Source organism: Paenibacillus rhizoplanae, from assembly GCF_042684125.1.
GTDB lineage: Bacteria > Bacillota > Bacilli > Paenibacillales > Paenibacillaceae > Paenibacillus_AQ > Paenibacillus_AQ rhizoplanae.
The window spans coordinates 79,093-92,614 of record NZ_JBHUKY010000028.1; the positions used below are offsets into that span (position 1 = coordinate 79,093).

Sequence of the window (13,522 nt, forward strand, 5' to 3'; positions counted from 1 at the left end):
CTACAGCCGACGGGATGGCAGCCTATTTACGGGCTTTCATCTGGGCAGTCAGGGATTGGACGCTGTTCATAATCTTATCCCGCGTATTCTTATTCTTCAGCAAGTAGGCGGCTCCCAAGGCTACCGTTGTAAACAAAGTCTTCTTGGTGTTCATCGTCATTCCTCCTTGGCAATAGTCTGGTTGTAAAAGCTTATAACTAACATACCCGCATGCCAAGGTTTCTAAACGAAATAATACCAATCTGTATCAGCTAAAGCTGCGTCCTAGCGCTTGCTGCCCATTGTAGTACTGCCGCAGGACAGAGGTGAATCCATCGCTGCTGCGGGACAGGTCTTGCCCTTGTCACAGCCCGCACAGGCCCCCTGCTTGCCCTTCTGCACATGACGGTAGATCATCCAGCCGGAGTACCCGAATATTAGCGCCACAATCACAATATTAACGATCATTGCTGTCATCGCTTCCTCTCAATATAACTTGGACTTGCTGCGGGGCTACGACCATCCGAGCAGACGTCCTCCTTGATAGATCACCAGTGACACCGCATAGGCCAATACCAGAGAGTAACCCATGGAGAAAAATGTCCATTTCCAGGAGGCAGTCTCCTTCTTGATAACGCCGACAGTGGCCAGACAAGGAATGTAGAGCAGGATAAAGGCCATGAAGCTGATTGAGCTAAGCGGTGTAAAGACTGAAGCAATCTGGCCTTCCAGTCCTGCTGCATCCGGTGCATGGTAGATGATGTTCATGGTGGAGACTACAACCTCTTTAGCGAGGAAGCCGGGTACCAGGGTAGAACCGGCCTGCCATGTTCCGAAGCCGAGCGGCTGCAGCAGCGGGGCAATGAAGCCGCCGAATTTCGCCAGGAATGAGTGATCCATCTCCACATTGAGGCCGCCAGGACCGGCATAGGACATCAGCCAGATCAGGACTGAGCCGGCGAGGATGATTGTCCCAGCTTTGCGCAGGAAGCCTTTGCCCTTCTCCCAGGTGCTGCGCCCCAGTGTCTTAAGCTGCGGCATCCGGTACGGAGGGAGCTCGATGATGAAGATGGACGTCTCATTCTTGAACAGATACTTGGAGAAGAACTTACACAGAATCAGGGCAAATACAACACCCATTACATACATAGAGAGTACAGCTGTGGCTTGCTGAGCAGGGAAGAAGACAGCTGCGAACAGCAGGTATACCGGAAGCCGGGCGGAACAGGACATCAGCGGCATGAGCAGCGTCGTCAGCAGCCGGTCCTTGGGCTGTTCAATGCTCCGGGCAGCCATGATTGCCGGTACGTTACAGCCGAAGCCGATAATGAATGGAATGAAGGCCTTGCCGTTCAGGCCCATCCGTTCCATTGTGCTGTCCATCAGCAGGCAGACACGGGCCATATACCCGGAATCCTCCAGGAAGGAGATCATCAGGAACAGGATGAATATCTGCGGAACAAATACGAGCACGCCGCCTACGCCGCCGATGAGACCATCAACGATCAGAGCGTGCGTGAATTCCGAAGCCCCGATGGCTTGCAGCAGCGAATTCGTCCAATCGCTGAACTGACCGCCGATGAAGCCATCCAAGAGATCCGATAACGGTCCGCCAATCCAGTCGAAGGTAGTTTTGAACATCGCATACATAAAGACGATGAACAGGGGCAGTCCAAGAAAACGGTGGGTAAGGATGGAATCCAGACGTTCGGTCAGATTATGCGGCTTTTGCAGGGTAGAGTCTATAGCGTCAGCGCATACCTTGCGGATGTAGTCCATGCGGACGGAGCGAATCCATTGGGGAAGAGTGAGTGCAAGCTTCTCCTGCTGCAGCCGGGTCTGAGCAGCATCTGCGATTAGCAGCAAACTGGAAATATCCATCCGCTTCTTGAGCAGTTCCAGAATTACCGGGTTCTGTTCCATCAGCTGCAGAGCCACCCAGCGCAGGTTAGGCAGACCTGAGGTCTGCTGCAATTGCGTAATGATGGAGGCTATGGCTTCTTCGGCGATTTCGCCATAATTCAACTGGAAGGTTACAGGCGGGATATGGGACGGATGCTCGAGTACACTAAGCACCTGACTGGCACCTTTGCCTGTCCGGGCAATCAGCGGCAGCACGGGAATGCCGAGCCGGTCCTTAAGAATGTCGGGGTTCACCAGAATTCCGCGCGCCTTGGCGACATCGGTCATATTCAGTCCGAGGATCGTCGGCTTGCCGTATTCCAGCAGCTGCAGGGTAAGCAGCAGGTTCCGTTCCAATTGTGAGGCGTCGACAATATTGATAAGTGCTTCAGGTGTTTCTTCAATTAGATATTGTGCGGCAACGCCCTCATCGCGGGAGAGGGGGTGAAGGGAGTAGATTCCGGGCAGATCGATGAGCTTCCCGGCTCCGTTCTTCAGACTGCCGATTTTTTTCTCAACCGTAACGCCTGCCCAGTTCCCTACGTATTCGTAGGAAGAAGTCAGGGTATTGAACAGCGAGGTTTTCCCAGTGTTGGGGTTCCCCACAAGTGCGATAGAGCTCATGAGACCTTCACCTCTATCATAGATGCTTCCTTCCGCCGGATAGCAAATAGCTGACCGTTGCATTCAAGCGTAATGGGACCCATGAACGGCCCTTTGCCCTTGAGACGGATCATTACACCCTCAGATACTCCCAGATCGGCCAGACGGCGGCGCAAGATAGGGTTCATGCCTTCGATTCTTTGAATGGAGCCGGTAGAGCCTGGTTGCAAACGCAGCAAGGAGCAGGATGTTAGAGCCATTGTTATCCCTCCGAAAGAGACTGATAATCAATCTCAATGATTTCTTGTAATGTAGCATTTTTTTGACATATTATCTGTGATTAATATCATTGTTTCATTCTGCGGAAATGGATATGGAGATTGCTGAAATTTTCTTTACAATATATTCTTCATTAAAGTATGATTGAACGATAATGTAAGCATAGTATGAAAATGATACCCCGAAGGGAGAACAGATTGTGAAGACGAATCAGAGTAAAATTGTCGATTGTACCATCCGTGATGGGGGATTGGTGAATAACTGGGATTTCAGTATTGAATTTGTTCAGAAATTATATGCCGGACTGAATGAAGCCGGTGTTGATTATATGGAAATCGGATATAAGAACTCGCCGAAGCTGCTCAAAGGGGCAGAGGGTGCAGGCCCTTGGCGCTTTTTGAATGATGACTTCCTGCGCAAGGTAATTCCGCAAAAGGGGCATACGAAGCTGTCGGCGCTGGTCGATATCGGCCGTGTGGACGAGAATGATATTCTGCCCCGCAGCGAGAGCATGCTCGATCTGATCCGTGTGGCTTGTTACAGCAAGGATGTGGACAAGGCCCTCCAGCTGGTGCAGACGTTCCATGACCTGGGCTATGAGACGACGATTAATATTATGGCCCTGTCCAATGTGATGGAGAATGAGCTGCTGGAAGCCTTCGAGCAGATCCGCGAGAGTGTGGTTGATGTAGTCTATATCGTGGATTCTTACGGCAGCCTGGATCATAATGATTTTCATTACCTGGTAGAGAAGTTCAAGACACATCTGCCGGACAAGCGGCTCGGTGTGCATACTCACAACAATCTTCAGCTGGCCTTCTCTAATACGCTGATTGCAGCCGAGAAGGGGGTAGAGCTACTGGATGCTTCCTGTTATGGAATGGGCCGCGCTGCAGGCAACTGTCCTACAGAGCTGCTGGTGACCCATCTGAAGAATACGAATTATACGCTCCGTCCTGTTCTGGATATCGTTGAGAACCTGATGATTCCCCTGCGGGAAAAGGAAGAGTGGGGTTATATCATTCCGTATATGATTACAGGGACGCTGGATGAGCATCCCCGCTCGGCAATGGCGCTGCGATCTTCGGCCGATAAAGATAAGGCGGTTGACTTCTATGACACACTGACAACACCTGAGGTCAATTTCGGGGACAAATAACCGTCTGGAAGGAGAAAGCACTGGCCTCTATTTGTAGGCAGGTGCTTTTTTTCTGCCGGAGCTGCCTCCTTGCAATATTGTAGGTGATCAATGTAACTTTACGGAGCCATCTGGCCGATATTTATACATAGGACATCATGCACATTCATCTGATTTTATAGATATCATTTTTAGACGCGAGGGACTTATGAGACAAGAAGAGAGAAAGACGATTCATGCGGCTATTCTAGGGGCTGCGCTGTTCCTTCTGATCCAGATTTTTCGTACACCGCTGGGCCAAATAGAGGACAAGGATTTGCTGATGGCGTTTTACCTTATTTTGGGCTGCTGCACTGTGGCGTTCGGTTTTGCAATTTTTGCCCAGGGCTGGCTGCTGTTCGCTAATAGTTTATCCAAGGCCAGGCTGTACACCTCTGCATTGTTTCTGGGAGTGAGCATCTTTGACTTCCTGCATGTACTCGGGTTTGTAGGTATTCCCGGAATCATCCCTTATATCAGCCAGGGGCAGTCCTTATGGCTCCTGACGTTCTCCCGCTTGACCAGTGCACTGGGGATCATGCTGATTTTTAGCAGGGCAGATCAACCCGTAGGAACCGGGGGTAAAGGGAAGGTATTTAGAAATTCTCTTGTGGTCATTCTGCTGTCTTTGGCAGTGTTTAGTCTCGGCAACCTGATTGTCTCCGGGCTGGCAGACGAACCGTGGGCAGAAACGACAAGAGATCTGATGAATATGGCGATACTGTTCGTCTATTTGCTTGGCGCTGCGATTATCATTTATCCGGGCAAAAATGAGAAGTCGGCCTCTCTGCTGATTATTATCCGTTCCCTAGTATTCTTCTCGCTGGCTCAGGTCTTCTTCATGAATCTGTTCAGTGTCGGGGAGCTAGACTATCTCTTCGGGATGCTCAGCAGCGCAGCGGCGTATTATCTTCTGCTGACCGGAGTCTACAGATTGACGATTGAGGAGCCGTTCCAGGAGAGCCAGCAGGCGGAAGCGCGGATTAATTATCTGGCGTACCACGATGAGCTGACCGGTCTTCCGAACAGACGCCGCCTGATGCAGCGCATGGAAGAGGTGGTGTTCCAGAGCGAGCAGGACAAAAGCCGCGGCTTCTCCGGGCTGGTCATTATGAACATCAACCATTTCAAGAATATCAATGACTCTCTTGGTCACTATGCAGGAGATCAGCTGCTGCAGCTGGTCGCCCGGCGGATCGGGGACGAGGTTAGAGTCAATGAAGAGCTCTTTAGTATGGGGGCGGACGAGTTTGCTTTTCTAATGACGGAGCGGACGGGGCTGGAGAACTGTCTGGTCCGGGCGGGTGAGCTGCTGCGTCTGTTCGAGACACCGGTAGGTCTGGAGTCGGGTGAATACCATATCTCGCTTAGTCTGGGGGTAAGTATCTATCCCGGGGACGGAGATACGGCAGAGCAGTTGATACAGAATGCAGACACAGCGGTACACAATGCCAAGGATCAGGGGGTGGAGATCCGCCGCTATATTCCGGCTATGCAGATGAAGGCGAAGGAACGTCTCAAGCTGGAGAATGATCTGCGCCGGGCGCTGGAGCGGGGGGAGTTCTATCTGGTTTATCAGCCCCAGGTGCTGCTTGAGACAGAAGAGATTGTCGGCATGGAGGCGCTGCTGCGCTGGAACCATCCCAAACGCGGCTTGGTCTCTCCGGTAGATTTCATCCCTATCGCTGAAGAGAGCGGGCTAATTGTTCCCATTGGGGAATGGGTGCTTAAGACGGCCTGTATGCAGAATAAAATGTGGCAGGATGCCGGCTATCATCCGATTTGCGTGTCCATTAACCTCTCGATGCGCCAGTTCCTGCAGCCCAATCTGGCCGGCAAAATTGATGCCATCCTGAAGGATATCGGTCTCGATCCCTGCTACGTGGACTTGGAGATTACTGAGAGTATGACCCTGGACAAGGAGACCGCCTTCGACCAGTTGAACCGTCTCAAAAGACTTGGCGTATGCATCAGCATCGATGATTTCGGCACTGGCTACAGCTCGCTGCATTATCTGAAAAATATGCCGATTGACCGCTTGAAGATCGACCGTTCCTTCGTATCGGATGTCATGGAGGACAGCAACAATGCAGCGATTGTCTCTACGATTACCTCGATGGCCCACCATCTGAAGCTCAAGGTTACCGCCGAAGGCGTGGAGAACAAGGAGCAGCTGAACTTTCTGCGCCAGCAGCATTGCCATGAGGCCCAGGGGTATCTGTTCAGCAAGCCGGTGAAGGCGGCCGAATTCGAACAGTCCTTCCTCAGACCTCTGCTGGAAATGCCGTCGTAACCTCCGGTATCTGAATTTAATAGGGTTGCAATTTATTCGTAGTGATGCTACAATGTTTCTTGTACTCAATTTGAGTCGCGGGTGTAGTTCAATGGTAGAACTTCAGCCTTCCAAGCTGATAGCGTGGGTTCGATTCCCATCACCCGCTCCATACTTAACTTCCGAAATCCTTGTCCGCAAGGGTTTTTTTTGTTATTTCGGAGTTGTTGCAGGGAACTAGAATGTGTGGATAATGCTGATGAGTGAGGATAGGGTACGGCGAAGAAGACGTAGTGGCAGGACGTGAGGGTGTACCTAGTGATACTAGTGATAGAAGATACGTGAGTACATAGGGACAGAACATAAGGGATAGTACATACTGGCAGAACAATAACTAAATCTGCTGAAAGTAGGGTGCGGCTTCATTCAAAGGTAAAAGTCCCTCTAATTCGGCCTGAATTGGGCGATAGTTGAAAATGAGAGGGATAAATCCCACTGATGCAGCTGAAAGTCAGTTACAGGTGAAAATCAAGGGGATAAATCCCACTGATTCCGCCAGCTGTGGCCATACGAGAAATTAGATGGCTGGATTGCAAAGGTGAGTAGTAGCACAAAGACTGCATACGCTCCAGCATATAAAACTTAGCCGAAAGTTGACGGTAAGCAGAAATGAGGAGCATTAGTGCACCTGAATTCGCTGAAAGTTGACGGTAAGCAGAAATGAGGAGCATTAGTGCACCTGAATTCGCTGAAAGTTGACGGTAAGCAGAAATGAGGAGCATTAGTGCACCTGAACGCTGAAAGTCGGCAGTAAGAGAGAATGAGCACAAGTGCACCCGAATTCACCGGATAATACGTTAGAAAAGTCAAAATGAACAGCGATGTTACCTTAAAAGCTGAATAAGTAGCACAGGTGTCACAAATCATACCGGCTACACCAGCCACAGCTAATTCATCTGTTGAAAAAGCCAGGCCCCCGATCCTTCGGGGGCCTGGCTTGGTGAAATGACAGGTAAGCCGCCTGTCTTGGATGTTAGACGGTCTTCAGGAACTCGACAAGGGTCAGCAGGCCTTTGTCGAAGTTCTCCAGGTTGAAATGCTCGTCTGGCGCATGGAGGTTCTCGTCGTCGAGTCCGAAGCCCATCAGGACGACCGGCGCCTTCAGGATGCGGGCGAAGCTCTCCATGATCGGGATAGAGCCGCCGTCTTTGGTGAAGAGGGCGCGGGTGCCGTAGACCTTGCCGTAAGCATCGGCAGCGGTCTGGAGGATCGGGTGCGACGGGTCGATGTTGAAGGCGCGTGCCTTCTCCATCTGCTTCACCTGAACCTTGGCGCCCTTTTGAATATTAGCCTTCAGATGGGCTTCAACGGCATCCAGGATGTGCTGCGGGTCCTGGTCGCCGACCAGGCGGCAGGTAATTTTGGCATGGGCTTCTTTAGGGATTACCGTCTTGCTGCCTTCGCCTTGGAAGCCTCCGTATACGCCGTTCAGCTCCAGTGTTGGACGAGCGCCGACCCGTTCCACGAACGTGTAGCCTTCTTCGCCGTACAATTGCTCCAGGCCGAGGGCGGTCCGGATTTTGTCTTCATCCACGCCTTGCTTGGCGAATTCTTCGCGCAGCAGCGGGGACAGGGCAGGTACGCCTTCGTAGAAGCCTTCTACAGATACATGGCCCTTGTCATCGTGAAGGGTGCTGAGCAGCGAGACCAGCGCATGCAGCGCATTAGGAACGCCGCCGCCGTAGGAGCCGGAGTGCAAATCAGTCAAGGCGGTGTTCACTGTGACCTCCATTGAGCAGAGACCACGGAGTCCGGTGCAGATGGCGGGGCGTCCGCGTTCCAGAAGGGAGGTATCCGAGACGAGAACGGCATCTGCCGCAAGCTTGTCCTGGTTAGCTTCCAGGAATGGCGGCAGGTTGACGCTGCCAATCTCCTCTTCCCCTTCGATGCAGAGCTTGATGTTGACCGGCAGAGTGCCCTCTTGCTTGAGGATAGCCTCAATAGCCTTGATATGCATGAATACCTGACCTTTGTCGTCTGTAGCGCCGCGCGCATACAGCTTGCCGTCACGGATCTCCGGTTCAAACGGAGGCGTAGTCCACAGGTTCAGCGGATCAACCGGCTGTACATCATAATGGCCGTAGACCAGAATGGTCGGTTTGCCGGGAGCGTGAAGGTAATCTGCATAGATCACCGGATGACCGGCTGTAGGGTGCAACTCGATATTCTCAAGACCCGCACGCTTTAGGGTCTCAACCAGCCAGCCGGCTGCGGTATTAATATCTTCCTTGTGGGTGGACAGGGCTGAAATGCTGGGGATAGCCAGCCATTGCTTGAGTTCATTAAGCTGGGCTTCACGCTCAGCCTGAAAATAAGTTTCGTATGACATTGTGGGTATGTACCTCCTTGGAATTCGCTGCTTAATACCACAGCTACCTGTATTATGCGGCAACATGCATAACGGAGGGTCTCTGCGGCTCAGGTTCGGCAGTGTAATGCATTCATTATACTGGAGATATCCCCATGGATCAAAAAAGGATTGTTCCAGCCGTTAATCAGAGGGGGACCCGAGCTGCGTAGCTTGGGGAACAGTTCCTTGCAGGCTGTTGATTACTGGCAGTAACCGTGATAGACTTACTTAGTTTAAGCAAAGGAACCGCCGAGCGCGGCGGAAGCGACAGGAGCGAAATTGTAGTGTCAACGAACATACCTGCAAGTGTTGAACCGATATATATTTATACGTATGCCTATTCGCCGGATGAGACCTCGCTGTGCGGGATGGAGCTGCGCTGCCTGTTCGGCCGGGAGATCCCTCCGGCTATATTTGCAAGCGGGGTAGAGGTGGATGTCAGCCGCAGTCCTTTTATCAAAGAGCGGATTGATGTGATGTACGAAGGGGACACGCTCCCTGAGATCTACAAGCAGACAGAGCAGGTAGAGCTGGGGGGGCGGAGCTTCAAGGTTATTTTTGTGAAGACTAATGATCTGGCTCCTGAACATAAAATCGAATACGCTGAGCGCAGAGTGATTGAGCGGGAAATCGGCCTGCGGATTGAGGGAGAGGCAGATGTGAACCATCCGGAGCTGGTGTACGGGATTGTAACGCTCGGCGGACGCTGGTACTTCGGCCCCTATCATAAGAACAATGCAACCTGGTTCCGGCAGATGAAAAAGCCCCGCAGCTACTCCATAGCGCTCAGCACACGGGTAGCCCGGGCGGCGGTCAATATGGCGGTTCCGCGCATACCCGGTGTGAAGCTGATCGATCCCTGCTGCGGAATTGGCACAGTGATGGTAGAAGCGCTGTCGATGGGTATCGATGTTGTCGGCCGTGATATTAACCCGCTAATTGCTGCTGGTGCACGGACGAACATCGCTCATTTCGGCTTTGAGAGCGTTGTTACGCTAGGGGATATCGCAGACATCCAGGAGCATTACGATGCGGCCATCGTGGATATGCCTTATAATCTGTATTCACGAATTACCCCCGAAGAGCAGTTTGCGATTCTGAGCCATACGCGGCGGATTGCGGACAGAGTGGTCATTGTGGCGATTGAGGCGGTGGATGAGATGATTGCTGCGGCCGGTTTTACAATTATAGACCGTTGTGTGGCGCGAAAAGGTGCGTTCTCCCGTCATCTGATGCTGTGCGAGTAGAGCGTCTTGAATTAAGGGCGTAATCAAATCCGAGTGAAGGCGGTGTGCTTGTGGAACCGAAATGGTTAACCTGGGCCAAAGAAATTCAAGGGATTGCCCAGACCGGACTGGCGTATGCCAAGGATGTATATGATATTGAGCGTTATCAGGCGTTGCGGGAGCTGAGCGTGGATATTCTGGCGAATTATACGTATGAGAGCAAGGAGCGTATCCGGCTCTCCTTCGCGGGCGAAGGCGGGTATAGCACGCCTAAGGTGGATGTCCGGGGAGTTATTTTTCAGGATGATAAAATTCTGCTCGTACACGAGAAGCTCGACGGAAAATGGGCACTGCCCGGAGGGTGGGCGGACATTGGCCTGTCACCGAGCGAGGTGGTGGTGAAGGAGATTGCCGAGGAATCCGGCTACCAGGCGGAAGCGGTCCGTCTGCTTGCTGTGCTGGATAAGAAATTCCATCAGCATCCGCCGGAACCGTATCATGTCTACAAAATGTTCATTCTCTGCAGAATTAACGGCGGGGAAGCGGCGGGTGGTGTGGAGACGAGTGGTGCGGGTTTTTTTGCCGAGGATGCATTGCCCGAATTGTCGGAAGAGCGCAATACGGTAGAACAGCTGCACACTCTATTCCAATATTTACATAATCCCGAAAAGGCAGTAATATTAGACTAAAGAACTGCATATAATAGATAACTAAGAGTGTATATAAGTTTTCGTCAATACAATTTTTGGTTAATACTATTTATGTAAGCCTTTACAATGATATTCCGCTGAGTCTTTATATCTAAAAAAATTATCGAAAACACTTCTTTTTGGGCCCGGCGGTCTACATTTTTTCCTCTGCTTTGACGATAAGAATTTTAGGAGGGGATCGCATGGAACAAGAAGAGTTAAGACTTCCGCTTGCGCAGGAGGGGATGACCCGGCCTACAGAGGGCAATATCGCCACGGGCCTGGTATGGGGTGTCCTGATCAGTATTCCCTTATGGATCTCGTTGATCGGCTGGATGATGGGCATCTGGAATTTCTAAGACCCGTCCGCAGAAGCTATATTCCACTACTAAACTTACACATATACAATGAAGGCTGCCTCTTCGAAGTGAAGAAGCAGCCTTTTTATGCTGAAATTACAAGTCGTTGTTGATATGCACCAGCTGGAAGGTCTCGCAGACCACCCGCATATCCGGGTCGAAGGGCTTGCCCTCACGCTCCAGCTCCCTGGTGAAGAACACCTCATGCTCGTAGCGCCAGGATTCAAGGCTGCGGTCATCCTCCCCTTCGGAGTAGGCGAATTCAGCCGTTACCTCAGCGAATGGAACGATCTCCACCTTCGTCGTTTCGATGATCGCACGCGGCTGCCCCTCACTGTCCAGCAGTATGGATAACCCGCCTGTAAAAGGCATGGTCAGCCCCTGTGCTTCAATCAGCTCATAATTCTGCGCGGTCCCGGTCTTGATTCCTCTCAGAACCAGATCCAGCAGCTCATCTGCCAGCCGGGGATTGTCGCCAAACGCCCAAGCGCTGTCAAATTTGTCCGCTGCTTCCGGATGCTTCACCAGATAACTCTCCCAATATTTCGCAATTTCCGGGGTTAATGTCATTACGGTCACCTCTACCTTAGATATAGTATTTAGTCTGGCTAAAACTCACATATCCGCTTCGCTTAACCAGCCGCTATACAGCTCATCGAGCTTCTGCTGCGCAGCATCTCTCATTCCTTGCAGCTCGGCCAGCTTCTCTGCATGGCTCGACAGCTGCGGGTCCAGCATTTCAGCATCGATAAGAGCAAGCTGTGCTTCCGCTACGGCAATGTCCTGCTCCCACGAAGCCGCCGGACGCGGCTTGCGGTTCGGACTGGCAGGGCCGGATGTGGATGCTTCTGCCCGCCCGCTTATAGAGCGGAGCTTGCCGGTGCCTCCCCCGGAGGATTCCGGCTGCGTGACCTCTTGACGCTGGGCGGCTGCGGCATGTTCAGCCAGCTTTTCCTTATAATACTCGTAGTTGCCCGAGAAGGAGGAGAAGCGTACGCCGTCAATATGCCAGAGCTTGCCGAAGCAGCGGTTGATGAAGTAACGGTCATGGGATACCGCCAGCACGGTGCCGGGGAACTCCTCCAACGCTTCCTCCAGCGCTTCGCGGGAATCGATATCCAGATGGTTGGTCGGCTCATCCAGAATCAGCAGGTTCGGCCTCTTGTGCATCAGGATCGCGAAGCGCAGACGGGTCCATTCTCCTCCTGAGAGGTTAGTGATGCTCTTGAAGACATCGCTGCCGTAGAAGAGAAAGCGGGCCAGCTGGCCGCGGGCTTCGCCTTCTTCAAGTCCGGCCTCCTCGCGGAAATACCGCAGCACGGAGTGGCCGCCCTCCTCCGGCACAGCTTCCTGGGCCAGATAACCGACCACTGCTCTGGAAGCAAGCGTACAGCTCCCGCTGTCCGGTGTTTCCTGGCCGAGGATGATCTTCAGCAGGGTGCTTTTGCCTGCTCCGTTGCCGCCGATTAGTGCGGTGGTCTCGCCGTATCGCAGAATATCGCTGGCGGCCGAGAAGAGCCTGCGCTCCCCATAAGACTTGCTGATCCGGTCAAGGATTACGACCTGATTGCCGGTCCGGTCGTCCTGCTGGAGCTGCAGATCCATGGACTTCCGCTCCAGAATCGGGCGTTTAACCTTGACCATCCGGTCCAGCGCCTTCTGCATGGACGCCGCACGGCGGTGGAAGGAAGGGTTCGGCGGATTGGAGCGGTTGCCCCATTCAATCAGTCTTTTGATACTCTCCTGCATCTGCTTGATCTTCTTCTGCTGCTCCTGGTAGTCAGCGAATTGCTGAAGCAGCCGGGCTTCCTTCTCCACCTGATAGCCGCTGTAGTTCGTATGGAAGGTGAAAGCCTCCCCGTCTTCAATCTCAATGACCTTCTTCACCACGGCATCCAGGAAATAACGGTCATGGGAGATTGCCAGAACCGTGCCATCATAGCTCTGGAGGAACTTCTCCAGCCACTCGATAGCCTCCATGTCCAGATGGTTGGTCGGCTCATCGAGCAGCAGGATGTCGGGACGGCGCAACAGCAGCTCGGCCAGCCCTACCTTGGTCTTCTCTCCGCCGGAGAGGGAGGAGAAGCGGCGGTCGTACTGCTCCGTTCCAATCCCCAGCCCTGAGGCTACACGCTGGATCGAGGCTTCCAGCTCATAGCCGCCTGCCGCCTCGAACTTCTCCTGTAGGGTGCCGTATTCCTTAAGCAGCCGGTTCCAGGCCTGCTCGTCTTCGCCCGCACCGGAGGCTGACATCTCCTGCTCCAGCTCCCGCAGGCGGCGCTGCCAGCCGAGCTGCTCCGCGAAGCTGCGCTGAAGGACGGCGTAGACCGTCTCGTTGTCGTTCACTTCCTGAATCTGGGCAAGCAGACCGATGACGCTGCCCCGGCGGATAGCGAGCTGTCCTTGATCCGGGCGTTCCTCCCCGCTCAGCAGGTGGAAGAGGGTGGTTTTGCCGCAGCCGTTGCGGCCGATCAGGCCGATTTTTTCGCCTTGGCGGATATCGAAGGTGACATCGCTCAGGACGAGCTGGGCACCGTGGTATTTTTGGATATTTTGACATGAGATAATCATCGTTAGGCTCCTTTTATTAGAATGCACTTTGCTCTGCCGCTTCAATTCATCCGAA

The 13,522-nt window shown here is 52.7% G+C and carries 12 protein-coding genes and 1 tRNA gene; 6 read left to right on the forward strand and 7 right to left on the reverse strand.

The genetic code is table 11. The features are described 5' to 3' along the window. Positions 1-22 precede the first annotated feature (22 nt). From ACFSX3_RS16915 to ACFSX3_RS16930, 4 genes are all read right to left on the reverse strand, one after another. Positions 23-154, reverse strand: a complete 132-nt coding sequence (locus tag ACFSX3_RS16915) for a hypothetical protein (protein ID WP_339222935.1) — start codon at positions 152-154, stop codon at positions 23-25. A gap of 110 nt (positions 155-264) precedes the next feature. Beyond that, positions 265-456 (reverse strand): FeoB-associated Cys-rich membrane protein, encoded by a 192-nt coding sequence (locus ACFSX3_RS16920; protein WP_339222937.1) that lies wholly within the window; start codon positions 454-456, stop codon positions 265-267. Positions 457-492: 36 nt separating this feature from the next. Continuing rightward, positions 493-2,505, reverse strand: a complete 2,013-nt coding sequence (gene feoB / locus ACFSX3_RS16925; protein ID WP_209991544.1) for a ferrous iron transport protein B — start codon at positions 2,503-2,505, stop codon at positions 493-495. Next, a complete protein-coding gene (locus ACFSX3_RS16930) occupies positions 2,502-2,744 on the reverse strand; it encodes a FeoA family protein (protein ID WP_339222940.1) in 243 nt (80 codons plus the stop codon). Before ACFSX3_RS16930 ends, feoB begins: the two co-directional genes overlap by 4 nt. A gap of 218 nt (positions 2,745-2,962) precedes the next feature. On the opposite strand from ACFSX3_RS16930, the gene ACFSX3_RS16935 reads away from it, so the two are divergent. From ACFSX3_RS16935 to ACFSX3_RS16945, 3 genes are all read left to right on the forward strand, one after another. Beyond that, positions 2,963-3,922, forward strand: coding sequence for an aldolase catalytic domain-containing protein (locus tag ACFSX3_RS16935; protein WP_209991543.1), 960 nt, complete (start codon positions 2,963-2,965; stop codon positions 3,920-3,922). A gap of 187 nt (positions 3,923-4,109) precedes the next feature. Beyond that, positions 4,110-6,233, forward strand: a complete 2,124-nt coding sequence (locus ACFSX3_RS16940; protein WP_209991542.1) for a putative bifunctional diguanylate cyclase/phosphodiesterase — start codon at positions 4,110-4,112, stop codon at positions 6,231-6,233. A 77-nt stretch (positions 6,234-6,310) separates the two neighbouring features. Then, positions 6,311-6,384, forward strand: a tRNA-Gly gene (locus ACFSX3_RS16945). 861 nt (positions 6,385-7,245) lie between these two features. Here the strand turns inward: ACFSX3_RS16945 and ACFSX3_RS16950 are convergent. Then, the gene (locus ACFSX3_RS16950) at positions 7,246-8,601 is read right to left on the reverse strand and encodes a dipeptidase (protein ID WP_209991541.1); all 1,356 of its coding nucleotides are present in this window, start codon (positions 8,599-8,601) and stop codon (positions 7,246-7,248) included. Between the two features lie 305 nt (positions 8,602-8,906). On the opposite strand from ACFSX3_RS16950, the gene ACFSX3_RS16955 reads away from it, so the two are divergent. From ACFSX3_RS16955 to ACFSX3_RS16965, 3 genes are all read left to right on the forward strand, one after another. Then, complete coding sequence (locus ACFSX3_RS16955; protein WP_379257489.1) at positions 8,907-9,869, forward strand: TRM11 family SAM-dependent methyltransferase; 963 nt, start codon at positions 8,907-8,909, stop codon at positions 9,867-9,869. 50 nt (positions 9,870-9,919) lie between these two features. Further along, the gene (locus ACFSX3_RS16960) at positions 9,920-10,537 is read left to right on the forward strand and encodes an NUDIX hydrolase (protein WP_209991540.1); all 618 of its coding nucleotides are present in this window, start codon (positions 9,920-9,922) and stop codon (positions 10,535-10,537) included. A 203-nt stretch (positions 10,538-10,740) separates the two neighbouring features. Beyond that, positions 10,741-10,896 (forward strand): hypothetical protein, encoded by a 156-nt coding sequence (locus ACFSX3_RS16965; RefSeq protein WP_155991586.1) that lies wholly within the window; start codon positions 10,741-10,743, stop codon positions 10,894-10,896. Between the two features lie 96 nt (positions 10,897-10,992). Here ACFSX3_RS16965 and ACFSX3_RS16970 read toward each other — a convergent pair whose 3' ends face one another. Together ACFSX3_RS16970 and abc-f are read right to left on the reverse strand one after the other, a co-directional pair. Then, a complete protein-coding gene (locus ACFSX3_RS16970; protein ID WP_209991539.1) occupies positions 10,993-11,466 on the reverse strand; it encodes an ASCH domain-containing protein in 474 nt (157 codons plus the stop codon). A gap of 45 nt (positions 11,467-11,511) precedes the next feature. After that, on the reverse strand, positions 11,512-13,467 hold the full coding sequence (abc-f, locus tag ACFSX3_RS16975) for a ribosomal protection-like ABC-F family protein (protein ID WP_209991538.1): 1,956 nt from the start codon (positions 13,465-13,467) through the stop codon (positions 11,512-11,514). Positions 13,468-13,522 lie beyond the last annotated feature (55 nt).

Bases quoted from the DNA above. Each gene is read 5' to 3' on its own strand.
- ACFSX3_RS16915 (WP_339222935.1), bottom strand. From the start codon at position 154: ATGAACACCAAGAAGACTTTGTTTACAACGGTAGCCTTGGGAGCCGCC.
- ACFSX3_RS16920 (WP_339222937.1), bottom strand. From the start codon at position 456: ATGACAGCAATGATCGTTAATATTGTGATTGTGGCGCTAATATTCGGG.
- feoB (WP_209991544.1), bottom strand. From the start codon at position 2,505: ATGAGCTCTATCGCACTTGTGGGGAACCCCAACACTGGGAAAACCTCG.
- ACFSX3_RS16930 (WP_339222940.1), bottom strand. From the start codon at position 2,744: ATGGCTCTAACATCCTGCTCCTTGCTGCGTTTGCAACCAGGCTCTACC.
- ACFSX3_RS16940 (WP_209991542.1), top strand. From the start codon at position 4,110: ATGAGACAAGAAGAGAGAAAGACGATTCATGCGGCTATTCTAGGGGCT.
- ACFSX3_RS16950 (WP_209991541.1), bottom strand. From the start codon at position 8,601: ATGTCATACGAAACTTATTTTCAGGCTGAGCGTGAAGCCCAGCTTAAT.
- ACFSX3_RS16965 (WP_155991586.1), top strand. From the start codon at position 10,741: ATGGAACAAGAAGAGTTAAGACTTCCGCTTGCGCAGGAGGGGATGACC.
- ACFSX3_RS16970 (WP_209991539.1), bottom strand. From the start codon at position 11,466: ATGACATTAACCCCGGAAATTGCGAAATATTGGGAGAGTTATCTGGTG.
- abc-f (WP_209991538.1), bottom strand. From the start codon at position 13,467: ATGATTATCTCATGTCAAAATATCCAAAAATACCACGGTGCCCAGCTC.